This window comes from bacterium, assembly GCA_021372615.1.
Lineage (GTDB): Bacteria > Armatimonadota > Zipacnadia > Zipacnadales > UBA11051 > JAJFUB01.
Genome location: JAJFUB010000055.1, coordinates 26,768 through 46,187 on the forward strand (window position 1 = coordinate 26,768; position 19,420 = coordinate 46,187).

General features: G+C 67.4%; 18 protein-coding genes. 9 read left to right on the top strand and 9 right to left on the bottom strand.

The features are described 5' to 3' along the window. Positions 1-16: 16 nt before the first annotated feature. Entirely contained in the window at positions 17-886 is an 870-nt protein-coding gene (locus tag LLH23_08505) for a hypothetical protein (GenBank protein ID MCE5238518.1), read from the top strand. Between the two features lie 147 nt (positions 887-1,033). Next, on the top strand, positions 1,034-2,110 hold the full coding sequence (locus tag LLH23_08510; protein ID MCE5238519.1) for a uroporphyrinogen decarboxylase family protein: 1,077 nt from the start codon (positions 1,034-1,036) through the stop codon (positions 2,108-2,110). Positions 2,111-2,119: 9 nt separating this feature from the next. Here the strand turns inward: LLH23_08510 and LLH23_08515 are convergent, their stop codons facing one another. The 4 genes from LLH23_08515 to LLH23_08530 are packed head-to-tail and all read right to left on the bottom strand — an operon-like array spanning position 2,120 to position 5,429. Beyond that, positions 2,120-2,380 (bottom strand): type II toxin-antitoxin system RelE/ParE family toxin, encoded by a 261-nt coding sequence (locus LLH23_08515; protein ID MCE5238520.1) that lies wholly within the window; start codon positions 2,378-2,380, stop codon positions 2,120-2,122. Further along, positions 2,359-2,637, bottom strand: coding sequence for a ribbon-helix-helix protein, CopG family (locus tag LLH23_08520; GenBank protein MCE5238521.1), 279 nt, complete (start codon positions 2,635-2,637; stop codon positions 2,359-2,361). The genes LLH23_08515 and LLH23_08520 overlap by 22 nt, the downstream gene beginning before the upstream one ends. Before the next feature lie 58 nt (positions 2,638-2,695). After that, a complete protein-coding gene (locus LLH23_08525; GenBank protein ID MCE5238522.1) occupies positions 2,696-3,802 on the bottom strand; it encodes a hypothetical protein in 1,107 nt (368 codons plus the stop codon). Further along, on the bottom strand, positions 3,771-5,429 hold the full coding sequence (locus LLH23_08530) for a glycosyltransferase family 39 protein (GenBank protein ID MCE5238523.1): 1,659 nt from the start codon (positions 5,427-5,429) through the stop codon (positions 3,771-3,773). Before LLH23_08530 ends, LLH23_08525 begins: the two co-directional genes overlap by 32 nt. A gap of 513 nt (positions 5,430-5,942) precedes the next feature. On the opposite strand from LLH23_08530, the gene LLH23_08535 reads away from it, so the two are divergent. Then, positions 5,943-7,049 carry a hypothetical protein gene (locus LLH23_08535; protein ID MCE5238524.1) on the top strand — a complete coding sequence of 369 codons (1,107 nt, stop codon included), beginning with the start codon at positions 5,943-5,945 and terminating at the stop codon, positions 7,047-7,049. A gap of 134 nt (positions 7,050-7,183) precedes the next feature. Here LLH23_08535 and LLH23_08540 read toward each other — a convergent pair whose 3' ends face one another. Further along, positions 7,184-7,417, bottom strand: a complete 234-nt coding sequence (locus tag LLH23_08540) for a type II toxin-antitoxin system HicA family toxin (GenBank protein MCE5238525.1) — start codon at positions 7,415-7,417, stop codon at positions 7,184-7,186. Next, entirely contained in the window at positions 7,410-7,676 is a 267-nt protein-coding gene (locus LLH23_08545) for a type II toxin-antitoxin system HicB family antitoxin (protein MCE5238526.1), read from the bottom strand. Before LLH23_08545 ends, LLH23_08540 begins: the two co-directional genes overlap by 8 nt. Positions 7,677-7,974: 298 nt before the next feature. Here LLH23_08545 and glmS point away from each other — a divergent pair, with 298 nt between their 5' ends. From glmS to LLH23_08560, 3 genes are all read left to right on the top strand, one after another. Next, on the top strand, positions 7,975-9,954 hold the full coding sequence (glmS, locus tag LLH23_08550) for a glutamine--fructose-6-phosphate transaminase (isomerizing) (GenBank protein MCE5238527.1): 1,980 nt from the start codon (positions 7,975-7,977) through the stop codon (positions 9,952-9,954). Positions 9,955-10,078: 124 nt separating this feature from the next. Further along, entirely contained in the window at positions 10,079-11,077 is a 999-nt protein-coding gene (locus LLH23_08555; GenBank protein ID MCE5238528.1) for a hypothetical protein, read from the top strand. 95 nt (positions 11,078-11,172) lie between these two features. Then, complete coding sequence (locus LLH23_08560) at positions 11,173-11,352, top strand: hypothetical protein (GenBank protein MCE5238529.1); 180 nt, start codon at positions 11,173-11,175, stop codon at positions 11,350-11,352. Between the two features lie 118 nt (positions 11,353-11,470). On the opposite strand, the gene LLH23_08565 is transcribed toward LLH23_08560, so the two are convergent. Beyond that, positions 11,471-12,133: a DUF1559 domain-containing protein gene (locus LLH23_08565; protein MCE5238530.1), complete on the bottom strand. Its 663-nt coding sequence runs from the start codon at positions 12,131-12,133 to the stop codon at positions 11,471-11,473. 317 nt (positions 12,134-12,450) lie between these two features. Here LLH23_08565 and LLH23_08570 point away from each other — a divergent pair, with 317 nt between their 5' ends. After that, complete coding sequence (locus LLH23_08570) at positions 12,451-13,290, top strand: zinc ribbon domain-containing protein (protein ID MCE5238531.1); 840 nt, start codon at positions 12,451-12,453, stop codon at positions 13,288-13,290. A gap of 24 nt (positions 13,291-13,314) precedes the next feature. Next, the gene (locus tag LLH23_08575; GenBank protein MCE5238532.1) at positions 13,315-14,397 is read left to right on the top strand and encodes an SGNH/GDSL hydrolase family protein; all 1,083 of its coding nucleotides are present in this window, start codon (positions 13,315-13,317) and stop codon (positions 14,395-14,397) included. 50 nt (positions 14,398-14,447) lie between these two features. Here LLH23_08575 and LLH23_08580 read toward each other — a convergent pair whose 3' ends face one another. Continuing rightward, entirely contained in the window at positions 14,448-16,019 is a 1,572-nt protein-coding gene (locus LLH23_08580; GenBank protein MCE5238533.1) for a TIR domain-containing protein, read from the bottom strand. A 17-nt stretch (positions 16,020-16,036) separates the two neighbouring features. Continuing rightward, positions 16,037-17,119 (bottom strand): hypothetical protein, encoded by a 1,083-nt coding sequence (locus LLH23_08585; GenBank protein ID MCE5238534.1) that lies wholly within the window; start codon positions 17,117-17,119, stop codon positions 16,037-16,039. A 250-nt stretch (positions 17,120-17,369) separates the two neighbouring features. Here LLH23_08585 and LLH23_08590 point away from each other — a divergent pair, with 250 nt between their 5' ends. Beyond that, positions 17,370-19,361 carry a hypothetical protein gene (locus LLH23_08590; GenBank protein MCE5238535.1) on the top strand — a complete coding sequence of 664 codons (1,992 nt, stop codon included), beginning with the start codon at positions 17,370-17,372 and terminating at the stop codon, positions 19,359-19,361. Positions 19,362-19,420: the final 59 nt, after the last annotated feature.

Sequence of the window (19,420 nt, forward strand, 5' to 3'; positions counted from 1 at the left end):
CACAGGTGGTGATGGCATGGTTCGAGGTCTGGTAGTCGCATGTGTGCTGTTGGTCTGCGTGGGCGCGGCGTGCGCGCAAAGCGCCATGAGTGGTCGTACGGCCGGCATGGGCAATGCGAGCCTGTCGTCGCTGGGCGACAGTGAGGCCATCTTCCTGAACGCGGCGGCCCTGCCGTGGCTGCGGCAGGCCGCTGGTTCGGCCGACCGGCACCTGTGGGGCGGGCAGGCCATGGCCGCCTATGGCTTTGCCGATGTGTCAGGCGTGCCCGCCTGCGACGCGCAGAGCACCTTCCTGACCGGCGCCGGCGCCACCAACGGCAAGCATGGCCTGGCGGCCTACTATGCTGACGCGGACCTGCTCACCGACAAGCCGACCGAGTTCGGCATCGGCTACGGTGTGTCTCTCTCGCATGACTGGTCGGTAGGCGCCATGCTCCGCATGTGGGACCACCCCGGCGAGGCGGACGACGTGGAGACGACCGATTTCAGCCTCCTGCGCCAGTGGCACCTGACCAACGGCAGGCCCCTGACGGCCACGCTCGTGGTGCGCGATGCCTACAGCCACACCGACGAGGGCAGGACGTATGACCTGGGCGTCTCGGGCTATCTGTCCGAGGACTTCCTGCTCGCGCTCCTGGCGCGCGACCTGACCAACGAGACGTACCGCCTGCTCAACGTGGGCGCCGAGGTGCAGATCCGCCCGGGGTGGTTCATCCGCACGGGCTATGAGGAGCGGGCCCACAAGAACCCCATCGGCCTCAGCCTCGGTGTCGGCCACCGGGTCAGGGACTGGCAGTTCGACCTGGCCTTCACGCACTGGGACTCGAGCATGGCCAATGTGGACATGGGGGTCGGGGTGACCGGCAGCGCCACTGTACTGTTCTAGGGTCGCGTCCCGGTAGTGCGCTGCATCCGTCAGTAGCGCGGGCGGCCTCGCCCGCGCATGGTGGGGGTGGGCGGGCGAGGCCGCCTGCCCTACTGCGGTTGGTCAGTTCCCTCTGGGACGCGACACGAGGTCGCGCAGGTAGGCTCAATGGGAACCGGTACACTCAGCCGCCGCGAGCGGATGCGCCTCGCGCTCGACCACCAGACCACCGACCGCATCCCCTTCGCCATGGTCTGCGCCGGGATCAATGCCCCGGCCCACCGGGCACTCGAGGAGTATCTGGCGCGCGAGCGCCAGACCACCGTCGCCGCCGTCCTGCAACCCCTCGTGGACATCCAGGGCTGTGCTCCCCCGTATGTCGGTCCCGCGCTGCCCGCCGGGACCGACATGTGGGGCGTCCACCGCAAGCCCGTGAGCTACGGCGCGGACTGCTACCACGAGATTGACGTCTATCCCCTGGCCGGGGCCCGTACCGTCGCCGACATCGCCGCTCATGCCTGGCCGACGCCGGAACTGTTCGACTACGCCGCCTTCCCCGGCCTCGTGGCCCGGCTGCAGGCCGACGGCGAGACCTGCCTCATGCTGTCGAATGGCAACATCTTCGAGACCACGTGGTACATGCGCGGCTTCGAGCAGAGCTTCATGGACCTGGTCATGGAGCCCGAGCTGTTCCACGCCATCGCCGGCCGGGTCACCGACTTCTTCTGCGAGCACTTCCACCGCGCGCTCAGTGCTGTCCCGGGCGCGATTGACCTGGTCTTCACGGCCGACGACATCGGCGGCCAGAACGGGCTGCTCATGTCGCTGGCGATGTGGGAGGAGCACCTCAAGCCCTACCACACGCGCCTCAATGCGGTCATCCACGAGCACGGGGCCCGGGTCATCTACCACTCGGACGGGGCGGTGGCGGAGGCGGTGCCGGGGCTGCTGGACATGGGGATAGACGTGCTGCAGGCGCTGCAGTTCGACGCCGCAGGGATGGACCCGGCGGACCTGAAGGGGCGTTTCGGGGATCGGCTCTGCTTCGAGGGCGGCGTGAGCGTCCAGCACACGCTGCCTTTCGGCACTGCGGAGGACGTGGCGGACGAGGTGCGGCGGCACATTGACATCCTCGGCGCGGGGGGCGGCTACATCCTCGGCCCCAGCCACGCCATCCAGGCCGGCACACCCCCCGAGAACATCGTGGCCCTGTTCGACACGGCGGCGGGGTACTACCCCCACTGACGCAGTTGCCTACTCGTAGACGCGGCTACGGTGCCCGATGGTGACGACACGGACTACCCGCGCTGTGTCGTCTACGGTGTAGACGACGCGGTAGTCACCGACGCGGGTCCGCCACGCCCCGTCCCACTTGCCGTGTAGCCGCACCACGCCCGGCGGCCTGGGCTCGGTCGCCAGCGCGTGCAATTCCTGCAGCACTCGCGCCTGCAGTTCCGGTCCCATGCTCCGTATCATCCTGGCGGCGCGGCCGCTCACTTCGACTTCGTATGGCATGTGCCCCCCAGCTCCGCCTCAAGTTGCTCAAGGGGAACCCACTCGGTAGCCGGATCGCTGAGTATCTCCTCGGCTTCCGCCATGAGCGCCCGATCCAGGGCCACGTCGGCGACCCATTCGGCGATGATGCGGCGCAGGAGGGCTGAGCGGGTCGTGCTCTCAGCGTTGGCAGCTTCGTCGAGCATCGCGAGGGTGTGATGGTCCAGGCTGACGTTGACGCCCATCTTGCGGTGGACGGGGTCTTGTCGTGTCTTCATGGGAGGCACCTGCGGTGATATGTTTGCGCAAACATTATATCGCCCGTCTCGCCCTATATCAAACCCCCTGTGTCAGGAACAGCAGCATGTCCGCCTGCATGTACGCGCACTCGGTGATCTCTTCCCCCTCGTCTCGCATCGGCAGTAGTCCCGAGGCGCTCCGCTGCGACAGTGCGTACCCCAGTAGCCGCTCCGCCGCCGCCACGTTCCCCTCGCCTCCGATCCGCCGCAGCACATTGGCCGTCAGCGCATAGGTCCACATGTTGTGCTTGGCGGTCGAGGTCTCGTTCTCGTCCCACAGCAGCGTGCCGTCAGCGGCCACGCAGCCACTCAGGAACTTGCCGGCCATCTCCAGGGCTCGCCGCACGTCCTCCGCCGGCGCCACGTCGCCCCGGTAGTGCATCTCCGGCAGCGTCTCCACCGCGTTCAGCAGACACCAGACCACCAGCGAGGTGTAGTTGATCGTGATGCCGTCATTGGCGCGATAGGGGAAGCAACCATTCGGCCATTGCAGCGTCAGCGTGTGGCGGACCGTCCGCCGCGCGCCCTGGTAGAAGATGTTCACCGTGCGCCCGTACACCTCGCGCAGCGCGGTGAAGATCGCCGCCAGCGCCTCCCCGGTGTGCAGGTTGGCGTTCAGCGTGTCATACGGCGAGCGCTCGTGGTGGGGGAAGATGCCCGAGCCCGGCGGCCACTCGATGGACAGGTACCAGTGGCCCGCGCGGTGCAGGCATTCCAGGTAGCAGGCCTTCGGCGGCAGCCCCGCCAGCAGCGCGTTCGCCAGCCCGTGGATGACGAACGAGACCTCGATGGTCGAGCATTCCTCCAGCCCGGTGCACTCCCAGTCCGAGGGTCGCTCGTTGTTCTGGATCTCGAAGTACCCGCCGCTCTCATGCTGGCGCGTCACGACCCAGTCGAAGGCCGCCTCGGCGCGGCGGCACAGGTCGTCATCATCGCGCTCCTGCCCGGCCAGCCACAGTCCCAGCCCCCCACTGCCCGCTCCGCGCGGGTGGTGGCTCCCCCCGGCGTGCCAGTCCAGCAGCGGCCCATGGTAGGCCTTCTCGCTCCAGAAGGCGCCGTAGTACTGCCCGGGCGTGAAGTCCTGGCAGCGGACGAGGTACGCGACGATGGCATCACAGGTGGCGGTGAGGTCGGAGGGGATCATGCGCGGGGGGTTCGGCGCGGCCGGCGGACACACCTGCCCGCAGCTCGTACACCTCCCAGTGCGGCAGGTGCTGGACCTGTCGGTAGTTCTGGCGCACGAACGCCCACACCAGGGGGGCTGCGCCCGGCTGCCACGCCGGCGAGGTGCCGAAGGGCACTGCGTCGTCGGTGGGCTTGACGATGATCGGGGGGCGGGTGCGGCACAGGTCGGCACGCAGCGCGGCGGCGGCCCCCGGGAACAGCTCGCCGGGCTCGCGGCCGATCCACCCCAGGGCGTAGTTGAGCGTGAGGTCGCGGGCCGCCGGCAGCCGGTTGGCGTACCAGTACACCTGGGGCGCCCACGCCCACACCAGTATCCGGTCGGTCGGGCGCGTCCGGGCCTGCGTGGTGTCCGCCACCGCCGCGAACACCTCCTGGCTCGCCTCGTCCATGACGGCCCTCGCGTTGTCGGGATGGGAGAGCAGCAGTCGTCCCCCGACGGCCAGCACCCCCAACGCCAGCATCACGCCGGCGGCGGAGCGCAGGAGCGGGCAGCGCGGCCAGCGTCTGACCTGTGCCGCACCCAGACCCACGGCCAACGCCCAGGGGGGCGCCGCCTGCAGGAAGTAGTGGTCGAACAGGCGCCCGCCCGGCAGCACCGCCAGGGCGCTGCCGAGGCCCAGAGCCACCAGAAGCCAGCGGAGCGTCGGCACCGCCACGCCCCTCCCCGCCTCTCCCCATCGCGCCGGCACAACAGCCAGCACAGCGCCGAGCAGGCCGAGCCCCGCCAGGGCCGGCAGCAGGCCGACACCCAGGCTGCCGCAGGCATTGCGCCATCCGTCAGCCCAGCCCACGCGCTGTTCCGCATACGCCAGCCCCCAGCCGCCGCACGCCGGCCATAGGTACGACTGGGCCCCGTGCGCGGTGTAGTAGGCAACCAGTGGGGCCCAGGCCAAGAGCGTCCCGGCCATGGCCAGGCCCACGCTCGCCCCTGCATCGCGACCTCCGCCGCGCCGCGCCGCTACCCAGATCAGCCACAGCCCCAACGCCGCCATCGGGACCAGCGCCGTCTGCCGGAACAGCAGCGCCATCCCACCCCACACGCCTGCCAGCAGCACCCACCAGCCATCGCCCCGCCGGGTCCATTCGGCCAGACACAGGGCGCTCAGTGCTACCAGTGCCGTGGACGGCCACTCGCCGTTGAGCACCACCCATTCGGGGGCAGGCCACCCGTTGGCATGGGTGATCAGCACATAGGCGACCGCCACGGGCCACACCGGAAGCGTCGGCGCCGCCAGGCGCGCCAGTCGGAGCGTGACCAGCAGCGTCACGGCCGCCAACAGCAGCGCCAGCAGCCGTGAGCCCGCGATCATGCCGCCTGGCAGCCGCGCCGCCAGGAGGTATGCCGCCGCCATCCCGGGCGGCTTGTTGTCCCACGTGTCGCGGCCCGGCAGCAGCCCCTGGCTCCACGCCCGGGCGGTTACCGCGTAGACAGCCTCGTCCGACTTGAGCAACCCGCCGTCGCAGTAGGGAAGGCGTAAGAGGATGATGGCCCCCACACACAACAGCACGAGCGCTGCAGAGATGACGACCCCACCGCCGAGCGTGCCGTCCCTGCCCGGCACTGTGCTAGACGATATCCCGTTCATGCCTCTCCATCGCGTGCATGCACGCGATGGGTACCGTTCAAGAGGTGCGAGGCGGAGACCTTCATCCGACGGTGCGTGCCCTCACACGGCCAGCCACAGCCCCAGCCCCCCCACTGTCGGCTCCGCGCGGGTGGCGGCCCCCCCGGCGTGCCAGTCCAGCAGCGGCCCGCGGTAGGCCTTCTCGCTCCAGAAGGAGCCATACTACGGCCCGGGGGTGAGATCCTGGGCGCGCACGAGATGGGCTACGATGGCGTCACAGGTGGCGGAGAGGTCGGTGGTGGGCATGGGGGAGCGGCTCGGCACTCGGGGGAGGGGGACCTGCCGCGCGGGGGGGGGGCGGGCCGCGATGAATGCGCGGGAGGAGTTGAGGGCGGCGTTCGAGGGGTATGAGCAGGGGATACTCACCAAGGGCGGGTAGTGACCGTCGCAGGGATGCGCATGGCATCCCCAAGCGCGTGTGACGGGCGGCGAGAGGTGCGCGTGCAGGCCTCGCGAGACACGTGGAGATGCCCGATGCTCCTCATCTACCCAGACAACGCCGGGAATAGAGCGGGAGTCGCGCATACCACAGGCCTTGCTGCCGACGTGGGTAAGGAGTACCCTTTTCGCTGTAGCCAGCGGGCACACCACCTCAAAGCAGGAGGGGATGCTGCCGTGAGTGACCGCCTCAATACAGGACGAGCATACCTCAGCAAGATGCTCACCGTCGGCTGCAACACTGCTGAGATACGAGTCGCCATGCTGGCTGCCGGCTGGGGGACTCATGAGATTGACTCCCTCGTGGCAGAACATGAAGGACCGCCCGAGCCAGAGCCGGGGAAGAAGCGCAGAACGGGACGGGGTATCCGACTCGAGGACGTAGAGCGCCGGGCCGACGAGGCGCGGCGGGCGGTCGAGGAGGTCCGGGCGACGCTCGTAACGCCGGAGTATGGCGTGAGCCTGGGGCAGACCGGGGCCCAACATCTCCCGGAGGAAGGTATACCCGAGGGGCAGGATCCCAGCCTCGGCATATACCTCTGTGTGGGCGCTGACAGCCCGCCAAGATGGGCCAAGTGGGCGCGAGTAGCAGGGCCGGTAGATGAGCAGACCTGTTCTCTGTGTTGGTTGCTCTGCGGCGAAGTATTCAGAGCCGGGAGCGAAGAGCTATTCCGCTACGCTCCGCCGGTGCATCGGAAATGCAGACACTATCTGGTGTGGTACCCGGAGAAGCCACAGGACACGGAGGACTTCGAGGTACCGAGTGCGGAACTGGTGGCGCGGTACGGCCACTTCATCACCAGGCCGCAAGAGGATTATTGGCAGCGAGTGCCGGTGGTCCCTGGGTACCCGAACAGTGACGCGACGTGGGTCACGGACCCCGAGACCGGCAAGCCAACGGGGAAGCTCGCCTGGCACACGACTCCCGCCGCACCCCTGAGTCGGGAAGCTGACACTGCCCTGCTCGAACTGCTGAGGAAGCCGATGGCGATACCGGCGGAGGTATGGAAGGCGGCGAGAAGGCACATGGCTGAACTCCAGCACTGCGGCTACGTGCACATCAAGATTGCCGGCGGAACCAGAACAGTGAGCCTGAGCCCCGAAGGTGAGGCCGCTGCCAGGAAAGCCTTCAGCGCAGGGTGACAATTCCGGCGGGGCTGTGAGCCTACCAGGGCTGTGGGGCATCTTGTCTTCGTCCGCCCCTCCGTCAAGAGTCCCCCCTCGGGCGCGATCCCCTTGTCCGACGGTGAGTAGCGTCCGCCAGCCCGGCGGTGCCGCTATTCGTCGACCAACTCCCGCAGCTCGTCATTGCTGATGTCGACTTGCCGCAGGATGTGCGCCAGCGTGCCTGGCGGCAGAGGCTTGTTGCTGTGAACGGCAACCGAGACAGTCTTGCCAACCTCTCGGTTCACCAGCGTGACATGACTCCCCCGCTGTCTAAGAGGCTCATAGCCGATGTGACCCAATGCCTTGATCAACTCGCGTCCGGAGACGACTGGCTGCTTAGGCAAAGACAGCCTCCTCCGCCACGGTCACCCTGTATACCGAGGCTTCAGCGGCTTCTCCCAGATCGAAGTTCACCGTCCCCACGTCCGCTGGCATCGGCAGCCCCAGCGCCTCCTGACCATCCCGGTACGCCAAGATGGCCTCCTCGACCATCTTCAGGGCCTCGGGCAGGCTCTCGCCCCACGTGGCGCAGCCGGGCAGCGCCGGCACGATAGCCGAATAGCGCCCGTCCTTCTCTCGCAGCATGACGACTGTATAGGTCACCTGAACGCTCCTGTCTCTCCCCCACCGAATCTTACCCCCTTCCCGCCGCCTTGTCCACACCCGTCCCGGTCTGCGGCGCGCCGCTGCCGCTTCCCGCCATCCCGCCATCGCTCCTTGCCTTTTGCCGCCCCTTCCGTCTATAATGCTGTTCCGGACGAAATCCCCTTTGTCCGCCGCTCCGTACCGTCGCCGGCCCTGCGGCCGGTTTATCATTGTGTCCGTGCGCCGGAGTGCCGGCGCATCTACGGGGCGGGGTACAAGCCCCCGCCCTACAGGGCACCATCCGAGGCGATCTGTCATGTGTGGTATCGTCGGTTATGTTGGAAAGCGACAGGCCACTGCGATCTGTATCCAGAGCCTGCACTGCATGGAGTACCGCGGCTATGACTCCGCCGGAGTCGCCGTGATCACCGATAGCGGCGAACTCGTCCTGCGCCGCGCGGTTGGCAAGCTCACCAATCTCGAGGCCGATCTGGCTGCCGATCCCGTGGTCGGCTCCCTCGGCCTCGGTCACACCCGCTGGGCCACCCATGGCAAGCCCTCCGTGGCCAACAGCCACCCGCATCTGTCCTGCGATGGCAAGATCGCCGTCGTGCACAACGGCATCATCGAGAACTACCAGGAGCTGCGCGCCGAGCTCGAGGCCGAGGGTCACGAGTTCAAGTCGCAGACCGACACCGAAGTCATGTCGCATCTCGTCGAGAAGTACTATGCGGGTGACCTGCGCGCCGCCGTCATCGAGGCCGTCCATCGCCTGCGCGGCGCCTTCGCCTTCGGCATCATCTGCGCCGACAGCCCCGGGCAGCTCGTCGCCGTCCGCCGCCGCAGCCCGCTCGTCGTCGGCATCGGCGAGGGCGAGAACTTCATCGCCTCCGACATGCCCGCCATCCGCTCCGAGACCGACCGCGTCTACGTCATTGACGACGACGAGGTCGCCCTCATCACCGCCGACAACATCGAGCTGACCACCCTCGACCTCCAGCCGATTGACAAGCCGGTCTACGAGATCCCCTGGCCCGCCGACGCCGCCGGCAAGGGCGGGCATGACCACTTCATGCACAAGGAGATCCACGAGCAGCCCAACGCCATCTACGCTTGTCTGGCGGGCCGCCTGACCTCCGCTGACGCCCCCGTCAAGCTCGAGGGCCTCAACCTGACCGCAGACGAGATCAAGCGCATTCGCAAGGTCGTCTTCACCGCCTGCGGCACCGCGTACCACTCCGGAGTGGTCGGGCGCTTCGTGATGGAGAAGCTGGCGAAGATCCCGTCCGAGGCCGACCTGGCCCCCGAGCTGCGCAGCCGCAGTCCCATCGTCCTGGACGATACCCTCGTCATCGCCGTGACGCAGTCGGGCGAGACGATGGACACGCTCCTGGCCCTGCGCGACATGCGTGAGAAGGGCGCCAAGGTCGTCTCCGTCGTCAACGTCGTGGACAGCACCATCGCCCGCGAGAGCGACGGCGTGGTCTACATCCAGGCCGGCCCCGAGATCGGCGTGGCTTCGACCAAGGCCTACACGCTGCAGATCCTCACCATCGAGCTGATCGCCCTGTACTTCGCCGAAGTGCGCGGCGCGGCCAGCGCCGAGGAACTGCGGGCCATGAAGGCTTCGCTCCTGGAGTGCCCCGAGCACGCCGAGGCCCTGCTGGCGCGCGAGGACAGCATCATCGCCATCGCCGAGAAGTACTACGACTCCCGCCGCAACCAGTGGGCCAAGCACGGCGTCAGCATCGAGAACGGCGACGCGAAGGCCGCGGAGAAGGGCTGGTGGTCCACGACCTTCCGGCGCGACGCCATGCGCCCCAATTCGCTCTACCTGGCCCGCGGCGTCAACCTGGCGTCGGCGCTGGAGGGCGCGCTGAAGCTCAAGGAGATCAGCTACATCCACGCCGAAGGCTACAGCGCCGGCGAGATGAAGCACGGCCCCATCGCGCTGGTCGAGCCGTCGCTGTTCACGGTGGCCATCGCGGTCGAGGGTGAGGTCAGGGACCAGATGGTCGCCAACATCATGGAGATCAAGGCCCGCAGCGGCCCGGTCATCGCCGTGGCGACCGATGGCGACACGGCCATCGAGAACACCGGCGTGGACAAGGGCGCCAGCCCGGACGACGTGGCGAGCCAGCCCAATGACATGATCTGGGTCCCGGCCTGCCCCGAGCTGGTCAGCCCGATCCTGGTGGCTATCCCGCTGCAACTGCTGGCCTACCACATCGCCAAGTTCCGTGGCGAGCACATTGACCAGCCGCGCAATCTGGCCAAGACGGTGACCGTCGAGTAACGGCGGGAATCGGGATTCGGGATTCGGGAACCGTAACGACAACGGCCCCGCCTCGTCTGAGGCGGGGCCGTCTTGCTGTGTGTACGAATGTAATCCTGTCCGCAGAGGCGAATGTCTCCCCATCATGCAGAGGGAAGGCACAGTTCACCGCAGGGGGCTCCGCCTCAGGCGCGGCCCCATTCTCCTGGCGCTACTCTTCGTCGCCGCCCTGGCTGACTACTGGCTCTACCCGCTCTGCGTGAGTCCTGACGTCCCCTCCCCCAACTACGGCGAGAACGCTCTCTGGCTGCGCTACACGTGGTACTTCGGTCAGAGGAGCGGCGCGGACTTGCACCGGCTGGCACACGACCTGCGGGTGCTGGAGATCCGGTACGCTTACTTCCATGTGCGGCTCGTCAACCGTGAGGGCAAGCTCGTCTATCGGTACCCGGACCCCGCCCGGCGGCTGGTGCGGACGCTGCATCGGCTCGCGCCCAAGGTGAAGGTGCTGGCGTGGGTGTATGCGGGGAATGTCCGGGCAGGAGGGTTGGTGGATCTGGATGATGCGGCGATGCGGAGCAACATGGTTGGCGAAGCGCTGTGGTTGACCCAGACCTGCGGTTTCGACGGCGTACAGTGGGACTACGAGACGTGCCGCGACGGCGACCCCGGCCTGCTGGAGCTGCTGCGCGAGACGCGGGCGGCGCTGGCCCCGCGGAAGCTGCTGGGCGTGGCCGCGGCGCCGTGGCTGCCGTGGCATAGGTGGGGTTGGGGTTGGAGCGAGGGCTATTTCGGTGAGGTCGCGCGCGAGTGTGACCAGATCGCGGTCATGTGCTACGACACGGGCATGCACTGGCCGCGCTGGTATGCGTGGCTCCTGGGGCAGGAGTGCCGGCGGGTGCCCGTCGCTGTGGTTGCCGCCAATCCGCATTGTCGCGTGCTGCTCGGGCTGCCGACCTATGGCCGTGGTGTGCCGGCCCACAACCCGCGGGCCGAGAACCTGCCTCTGGCACTGGTGGCTGTCCGCAACACCCTCGGTAGTCGCCCGCTCAGCCCCGCGCTCGCGGGTGTAGCCCTGTTCGCCGACTACACGACCGAGCCGGCGGAGTGGGACGCGTATGAGCGTCTCTGGCTGGCGCGGTGAGGCGGCAAGTGGCTCTCCCTCACGGCGCGGCAGGCGTCGTTCTGCACTGTCCAGGAGCGTGCTGGACACGCGGAATGCGGGGCGCTTGAGGGAGTGTGATCGTTGTGACGGACTCCGGTGGCGAGGTGTGGCGGGACGAACGGTTGGTGCGGCGGCATCTGGATGCGGTGCGCAGGGCCATCCCGCTGCAACTGCTGGCCTACCACATCGCCAGGTTCCGCGGCGAGCACATTGACCAGCCGCGCAATCTGGCGAAGACGGTGACCGTCGAGTAACGGCGGGAATCGGGATTCGGGAAGCGGGCTTCGTGATGACAACGGCCCCGCCTCGGTTGAGGCGGGGCCGTTTGTCTCCTCGGGGAACGACAGTCGTCCCGGCTCTCCAGGTCGTGCGTCAGTCCTCGGCGCGAGTATACAGTCGCGCGGACCCCAGACCGGACTCTCGGGACATCCATTTGGCGTGACCATCCACGAAGCCATAGTTCCCGCCGCCGTTGTGAGTCGTCGTGAAGCGAGTCAGGGCTGGGTAGTACGAGAGGAGCGGCGCCGTGTAGTAAGTGTCGGTCACTACATCACCCAGTAGGAACGTCTCGGCGGGCACCGGGAATTGGCTGAGCGCGAAGGGACCGGCCTGTCCTTGCCCGGTGCCGGTGCCCAGCATGAACCCGCAGCCGTCATTGTACCTGCCCGCGGCGGTACCGACGTTCCAGCCATAGCCAATCTGGCTGGTGGTCAGGCCGATGGTGGTAGCCCAGTTACTGATGGCCGTCTGCTGCACGGACGGGCAACGGAAGACCTGGGAGTTCTTCGCGTACGGGCAGATGAAGTCACACCAGACCAGCCCGGAGTCGTGGCCGCACTTGGGGAGGACCTCATCGTAGTCCTGTGCGTACTGCAGAGTCGCCAACACCAACTGCTTGACGTTGCTCAGACAGCTGCTCTGCCTCGCCTTCTCCCTGGCCTTGGCGAACACCGGGAACAGGATCGCCGCTAGAATCGCGATGATCGCGATCACCACCAACAGTTCAATAAGCGTGAAACCTCGGCTCACCGCCATCAGCCTCCCTGCGCCGTCCGGGCGCACCTGACTCGGTCCCCCAGAGGGACCGTGCGACTTTGTGCCTGCGTTCGTGCCGTGGCTGTGCCGCGACGGGCGTAAGTCTATGCCTCAGCCCCATGACTGTCGAGGTCTATGTTGTGTAGTGAGGTAACACATACGTGTCCCAGGAACGACAACGGCCCCGCCTCAGGAATGAGGCGGGGCCGCTTCGTTCTGCGGCTCGGGAGAGCCGCGCTCCAGGCTACGCGCCGGCAGGAGATCGCCTCGCGCAGGGCCAATTGTCTTCCACCACATCCCCCGGCCGGAGGGTCGCCATGGGCGAGCACAGGCAGTGTGACAACTGCAAGACCGAAGTGGACGCAGCCGCGACGTTCTGCCCCCGCTGCGGGCAGCGGTTCGCGCCCGCGGCCACACCACCACCGGCGCCACCCGTGCCACCGGCCGCGCCGCCACCTGCTCCCGTAGCGGCGGCGCCGCCCCCGCCGCCAGCCGCCCCTCCGGTGATGGCTGCCCCCGTGCCGCCCACGCCGGTTGTGCCCGCGACGGCCCCGCCCCGGCGCTCGAGCGCCTGGCCCGCCGTGGCCATCGGCTGCGCCGTGCTCCTGGTGATACTCGCGGTCGGCGGCTTTGCGCTCTACCGGGGCTACCAGAGCGGCCGGCAGGCGTGGGCCGAGGTGCAGCAAGAGCTCAAGGCCGCCCAGCCCAAGACCGACACTGGCGGCGAGGCCGCCAAGACCGAGGACACGACCACGGGGGAGCAGGAGACCAAGACGAGTGACGAGCCCGTCATCGAGGTCGGCGAGGGTGGCGGGACCAACCCGCCCACCGCCTACCCGGTCGAGGAGGTCCCCGCGCTGCAGGTGGAGGAGGGCAAGCCCTTCGGCCCCGTCAGCAACGGCGACCAGGCCGCCGGCCTGGTGCTGGCCAAGCCCGAGACGCAGGACTGGGTGCAGGCCATTGACGCGGCCCGGCAGGAGGGCAAGAAGCGGACGGCGATGGTCAGCGTGGAGCTGATCCCCGGCACCGGCAACTACCTGGTGCACCTGTTCGAGAACGTGCAAGATGAAGAGCCCGGCCACACTGCCACCTTCGGTTGGTTCAAGGTGAACAAGGAGACCGGAGAGGTGACGAACGAGACTGTGGGGGCGAACTGACCCCCCAAGCACGAGGTGAATCGCATGACTTGTGACGTGATGGGAACCGCGCTGCCCGCCGTGTGGGTGGCCCTGGCCATGGGGCTGTTGCTCTGGCTGGTCCCCGAGCAGACCGAGGCCGCCGAAGAGATCGTCTGGACCGACGCGCGCCAGCTCACCATCGAGGGCAAGGGCTGGACGGATACGGCCGCCTTCTACGACCGCCTGCCCGCGAAGGCCCAGGGCGTGGTGCGTCAACCCGTCTGGGACCTCAGCCGCGACAGCGCCGGCTATTCGGTGCACTTCCTCACCGACTCCCCCACGATCCGCGTGAAGTGGGACCTGCTCAAGCCGACGTTGGCCATGGACCACATGCCAGCCACCGGCGTGAGCGGTGTGGACCTGTACGCACGGCGGGAGGATGGGGGCTGGCGGTATGTCGGCACGGGCCGTGTCACCAAGCAACTGGGCAACGAGGCCACCTTCGCCAACCCCGGCGCCCGGGAGTTCGTGCTCAACCTGCCGCTGTACAACGGCGTGACCGCCGTGAGCGTCGGCGTCCCAGCCGGCAAGTCGCTCGCGCCGCTGTCGGCGCCGCGCGGCAAGCCCGTCGTCTTCTACGGCACCTCCATCACCCAGGGCGGGTGCGCCTCGCGCCCGGGCATGGCCTACAGCGCCATCGTCGGCCGCCAGCTCGACGTCCCCATCATCAACCTGGGTTTCTCCGGCAATGGGCAAGGTGAGCCGGAGATGGCCGACCTGCTCGCCGAACTCGACCCGGCCGTCTACGTCTTCGACGCGCTGTGGAACATGAGTCCGGACTTCGTCAGAGAGCGGACGGCGCCGTTCGTGCGCAAGTTGCGGGCGGCCCACCCCACCACGCCCATCCTCCTGGCCGAGGACTGCACCGTCCGCAACACCATCCCCACGGCCAAGGGCAAGATCCTGCGCGACATCTTCGCTGCGCTGCAGCAGGAGGGCGTCACCGGCCTGTACTTCGTCTCCGCCGAGGGCATGATGGGCCCGGACGACCAGGGCACCGTGGACGGCTGCCACCCGACCGACCTGGGGTTCATGTACCAGGCCGAGGTGTTCACCAAGGCCCTGCGGCCGATCCTGGGGAAGTAGTCGGTTCGTGAACCCCGATCCACCGGCATGATCGGCGGGTCGCGCGAAGACTAGCTGCGCCTGCCGAACGCGCGTCGCCAGTCCGATAGCACCTCGCGGTAGTGCTTGTCTGAGGAGTACCCGGAGCGCTGGAAGTCGTACTCCGCGCGCTCTGTCTGGTCAAGGAACCAGTTGGCAAACCCGTCGAGGTAGAAGTCCTCGGGCTCCTCCGGGAGCGCGAACACGCGGAGGTCGAGTATGGGCGACACGGTCTCGCGTACGCGACAATCCAGATCAGCGCACCAGTAGGCCAGCGCTGCATCCGCCCTGTACTGGCGGACGTGCGGTGCCATTGCTACCAGCTCGGTGAAGCAGTCGACAGCCCGGTCGAGGTGTCCCAGTTCCAGGTTGAGGCTGGCCAGATGGTGCCAGAAGTTGGCCTCATGGAACTGCTCGCAGTGGCTTTCCAGGACGCCAAGAGCCTCAGTCGGCTGATCCAGATTCCCCAGGGCCACGGCGTAATCCACCACAATGTCGGCTGTCACTTCCTCGCGCCGCACCAGCTCTCCTAGGACGTGTGCCGCGTCGGCGTACCGGCCCTCGTTGGCATAGGCGAAGGCGCGCAGCGCCCGGACCTGCATGCGGTCTCCTGCTAGCACAATGCGGCCTTCGTCAATGTCAGCGAAGACGCGCTCTACCTCTTCGGCAGGCTCCCCGCACAGGATCGAGAGCAGCACCACCCACGTGCGGGCCGCCGGGTCGGCCGGATCGAGCCGCATCGCCTCGCGGTAGAGCGCCAGGGCCTCCTGGTATGAGCCCTCCTGGCGGGCAACGTACCCCAGAGCTCCATACGTGTTCTCGTCCACGGAGGGGTGATTGAGTAGGGCCATCAGGGTTTCTCGCGCCTGGCGCAAGTCGCCGCATGAACTTTCGCAGACGGCCCTGACTACATAGGGATAGTAGATACTGGTTGCAGCCTGAGGGAATTCGTACTCGCACATGGCGACGAAGAACGCTGCGCGTGCTCGGGCCCGGAGGAAATCCCCGGCCTCATAGGCTGCGACAAACTCGTCCCGAACGTTCATGAGGCGGGTGAAGACCGCCCTGTCGTGTTCCGCGTGCCGAGCGCGCAGGCCCCTGATCTCGTCATCGAAGCGCAGCATGAAGGGCAGGCGGGGGTCTTCGTTGGGCCGCGGCACGTAGTCGACGCGCATGTCTCGGCAGAGCTCCTGGACCAGCGCGTCGAGTTCTTCGGGCGAGAGCAAGTCCGCCTCGCGGCGGCGGATCGTCGCGAGTTCCCGGTAGGGAGGCTCCCATTGCTCGTCCGGCGGGCAACCGGCCACGGCGACGGGAATGATCTGAAGCTGGTGCTCCGCCCGGCGGACCAGGGCGTGCTCGACCTCCAGTTTGGCATAGCGGGTGTTGAGGGCATTCGCCGAGACCATCGGCACAAAGTAGTCGCTCCGGTTGATCTGATTGCACAGGTAATCCGGCAAGGACGCTCCGCCCGGGATCTCCTGCGGCTCGTCGGCGTAGTTCCACACGTTCAGCGGTTGAGCCTGCAGCCGTGCGAGCAGGCGGCGCACTTCCTCCCGATCATCACTGGAGAAGCTGACGAACACGCGCGGCTCTGGGGCCGTCATGGCGCGAATCCTCCCGATCAGCCGCCTGGCCGCGGAGCCAACACTGGCGGCGGAATCAGCACTGTCGGCGTGGACACGTCCGGCTCCCACCCCACCCCGGCCACAGAACGGATGAAGCTTGCGAATTGCTCGGGCGATGACGCCTTCACATGCCTGAGGAAGGCGGCATAGCGCATGGTGTTCACCAACGCACGGTAGACGGTCGGGTTGATGCCTTCGAGTTGCTTGACCGTGTCTGAGACTGGACCGTTGAGTTGCGGCAGGGGAATGGGCGTGCGGTCGGCATCGAGGCCCCAGAAGTACCAGATGGGATCTCCTGTCAGGCTCAGGGCTTGGCCGTTGAGGTCGAACGTCACGGTCTGGCCGAAATCGCAAATGACATACGAATGATGCACCCACTCGCCCCCAGGCATCAGCCGGTCCTTTACCGCACTCCAGAACTTGTCGTAGCGCTCCGTGTTGGCCTGGACGTCGGGCTTCATCTCTCCGTCACCCAGGATGTACTCGCCGTCCAGCTTGGGCAGATCACAGCAGTCCCGGGTCAGAACCAGCTGACCGTCCCGGTACAACCTCAGGAGCAGGGCATCAGCCTGGAAGAGCCTCAGCCCCAGAAGAGTGTCCTCGAAGTCGGCATGGTAGTTGATGATTCTCTCGCGACGCTCTCTGCGAGCTTTCTCGTCACTCTCGTTCTGGAGGTGACCGAAGAGTGTCACGCAAGAGCCCTCATCTTTCGCCGCAAAGCGCGCGATGGGTACGAGTTGCCAGTCCGGGATCAGAGCTGTGACCGTGGTCACTGTCCCCTTGCCGTCCGCCAGGACGACCTGCAGCCTCTGACCATCGGGGCGGTTCGCGTCATAGCTGAGGCCTGCCACTTCCCGGCCATTGGCAGGCGTCGCGACTCCGTCAAAGGCAATGCCGCCAGTGCCCGCCAAGAGGTCCAATACCTCCTTGTCCACGATGCCCTGCTCAAAGCGGCGCAGGTTCGGAGAGAGATGCGGCCCACGAAGCGTGTGCGCAGGGGCGAAGGCAAGTGTCTGTCCCCCCAGTTGCAGTTTGGCCTGGCCCAAGGTTGGGAGTAGCGCCGCCAGGGCAAACAGCACGCCCAGGCATGGGCGTCGGAACACATGTCTCTGGCTGCCGGTGTGTCGGTCCATCCTGGTCCTCCCTCGTGGGGTCTGCCCCACCGTCTGGACGTGCCGGTCGCATGTGACTATCATGGGTTCACCATCCGCACACCCAGCACCTGCCAGTGTCTGGCAGGATGGTGTGACTACGCGAGACCAGGACCCGCGATGTCGGACCCAGCCGAACGGTTGACGCTCGCCTGACCCCGCACTGAGGTTCGCCGCAATGCAGGCTGAAGCACAACACCAAGCGGCTCTTGCCCCTCCTCACGCCCGTGGCGTCACGGGCCGCGCGGTCGCGCTGGGCCTGGTCAGCATCGTCGCGGTGATCCTGCTCATCCACTGGGCGGAGCTGATCCTCGGCAGCTCGCGCGGGCACAGCGCCATGGCCAACACCAGCATCCCGCTGGGGGCCTTTGCCTCGCTGATGCTGCTTGTCTCGGTCAACAGCCTGGTGGGCCGCTGCCGCCGCCGCTGGCAGCTCTCCTCGGGTGAACTGGTCGTCGTCTATGCCATGACCACCGTGGCCACGGTCCTGGCGTCCTCGGGGGCCATCCACTTCCTCGTGCCGGCCATGGCCGCCCCGCTGGGCTTCGCCTCCCCCGAAAACCGTTGGGAGACACTGTTCTTCCAGTACATCCCCCGCTGGATCGGCCCGGACGACCCCCGCCTGCTGCGGCACTTCTTCGAGGGCGGCGTCCCGGTGCCGGTGGGCCTGTGGTTCCGGCCGGTCACCATCTGGTCGGGCTTCGTCTTCACCTATGGTGCCTGCTGCCTGTCGCTGGTGCTGCTGCTGCGCCGGCAGTGGATCGAGAGCGAGCGCCTGACCTTCCCGACCGTCTATGTGCCCCTCAGCCTCACTGAGCCCGATGGCGCCTTCTGGCGCAGCAAGGCCGCCTGGGTCGGCATCGCCATCCCCTTCCTGATCGGCACGCTCAACACGCTGAACGTCAACTTCCCGTCCATCCCGAAGCTGGAGGTCCGCCGCATAGACCTGTCCTCGCACTTCGGGGACCCTCCCTGGAACGCCATCGGGGGGCTGGCGATTTCCTTCTACCCCTTCGTGGTCGGCCTGGCGTTCCTGCTGTCCACCGAGATGACGTTCTCGTGCTGGTTCTTCTACCTGATGACCAAGGTGCAGCGGATCGTGGGGGCGAGCTTCGGGGTGGCGCAGTGGGGCTCGGGGGGCCTGGCGCGCTTCCCGTTTGAGAACCACCAGGGCGCGGGGGCGTTCGTGGCGCTGGCGCTGCTGGCCCTGTGGATCGGGCGCAGGCCCCTGGCACAGACCTTCCGGGCCGCCTTCCACTCGGCGCTGGACCTGGGCCAGGGCGCGCCCCCGGAGCCGGGCAGCCGCCCCGATCGCGCCGCCCAATGGGCCGTCTGGGGCTTCCTGCTTAGCTTCGCGGCCCTGGTCGGTTTCTGCCGCGCGGCGGGGATGTCGCTCTGGACGCCTGTGGTGCTGCTGGCGCTGTCGCTGACCTACCTGGTCGCGGCCACCCGCATCCGCGCCGAGACGGGCAACGCGTGGCTCTTCGGCCCCGATGTGGACCCCCAGCGCCTGATGATCACCGCCGTGGGGGCGCGCCACATACTCCCCCGCGATCTGACCATCATGGCGTACCTGAACGCCATCTCCAGCTTCGACCTGCGTTGTGTCTCGATGCCCCACCAGCTCGATGCCTTCAAGCTGGCCGAGGTCCGCAAGCTGGAGCGGGGGCGGCTGACCGGGGCGCTCCTGCTGGGGCTGGCGGTGGGCATCCCGGTGGCCTTCTGGCTCGGGCTGGCCATCTGGCACAACATCGGGGCGCTGGCGAAGGGGGAGCCCTGGCGCACGATGATGGGCAAGCAGCCCTTCGACCGGCTACAGGGCTACCTCACCAACCCCCAGCCCGCCAACCTGATCGAGCTGGTGTTCGTGTCCGCCGGGCTGCTCTTCACCGGCTTCCTGTTCATCATGCGCACCCGGCTGCTGACCTGGCCCTTCCACCCGGTAGGCTACGCCATGGCCAACACCAACAGCATGGGCAGCCAGTGGTTCCCGTTCCTGCTGGCCTGGGCGGCGAAGACCGTGATTCTGCGCTACGGTGGCGCCAAGCTCTATCGCCGCGCCCAACCCTTCTTCCTCGGCCTCGTCGTCGGCGACTTCCTCAACGGCGCCCTCTACAGCCTCCTCGCCTGCTTCGTCAGCTCCATGAAGGTCTACCCGATCAACTGGTAGAACACAATCACAGTCGTGTCGTGGTATAATATGGCGTACTGTTCCCTCGGGAGCACACG

Excerpts from the sequence above, each read along its gene's own strand:
- LLH23_08505 (MCE5238518.1), top strand. The coding sequence starts at position 17 with ATGGTTCGAGGTCTGGTAGTCGCATGTGTGCTGTTGGTCTGCGTGGGC.
- LLH23_08510 (MCE5238519.1), top strand. The coding sequence starts at position 1,034 with ATGGGAACCGGTACACTCAGCCGCCGCGAGCGGATGCGCCTCGCGCTC.
- LLH23_08515 (MCE5238520.1), bottom strand. The coding sequence starts at position 2,380 with ATGCCATACGAAGTCGAAGTGAGCGGCCGCGCCGCCAGGATGATACGG.
- LLH23_08520 (MCE5238521.1), bottom strand. The coding sequence starts at position 2,637 with ATGAAGACACGACAAGACCCCGTCCACCGCAAGATGGGCGTCAACGTC.
- LLH23_08525 (MCE5238522.1), bottom strand. The coding sequence starts at position 3,802 with ATGATCCCCTCCGACCTCACCGCCACCTGTGATGCCATCGTCGCGTAC.
- LLH23_08530 (MCE5238523.1), bottom strand. The coding sequence starts at position 5,429 with ATGAACGGGATATCGTCTAGCACAGTGCCGGGCAGGGACGGCACGCTC.
- LLH23_08535 (MCE5238524.1), top strand. The coding sequence starts at position 5,943 with ATGCTCCTCATCTACCCAGACAACGCCGGGAATAGAGCGGGAGTCGCG.
- glmS (MCE5238527.1), top strand. The coding sequence starts at position 7,975 with ATGTGTGGTATCGTCGGTTATGTTGGAAAGCGACAGGCCACTGCGATC.
- LLH23_08555 (MCE5238528.1), top strand. The coding sequence starts at position 10,079 with ATGCAGAGGGAAGGCACAGTTCACCGCAGGGGGCTCCGCCTCAGGCGC.
- LLH23_08565 (MCE5238530.1), bottom strand. The coding sequence starts at position 12,133 with ATGGCGGTGAGCCGAGGTTTCACGCTTATTGAACTGTTGGTGGTGATC.
- LLH23_08570 (MCE5238531.1), top strand. The coding sequence starts at position 12,451 with ATGGGCGAGCACAGGCAGTGTGACAACTGCAAGACCGAAGTGGACGCA.
- LLH23_08575 (MCE5238532.1), top strand. The coding sequence starts at position 13,315 with ATGACTTGTGACGTGATGGGAACCGCGCTGCCCGCCGTGTGGGTGGCC.
- LLH23_08580 (MCE5238533.1), bottom strand. The coding sequence starts at position 16,019 with ATGACGGCCCCAGAGCCGCGCGTGTTCGTCAGCTTCTCCAGTGATGAT.
- LLH23_08590 (MCE5238535.1), top strand. The coding sequence starts at position 17,370 with ATGCAGGCTGAAGCACAACACCAAGCGGCTCTTGCCCCTCCTCACGCC.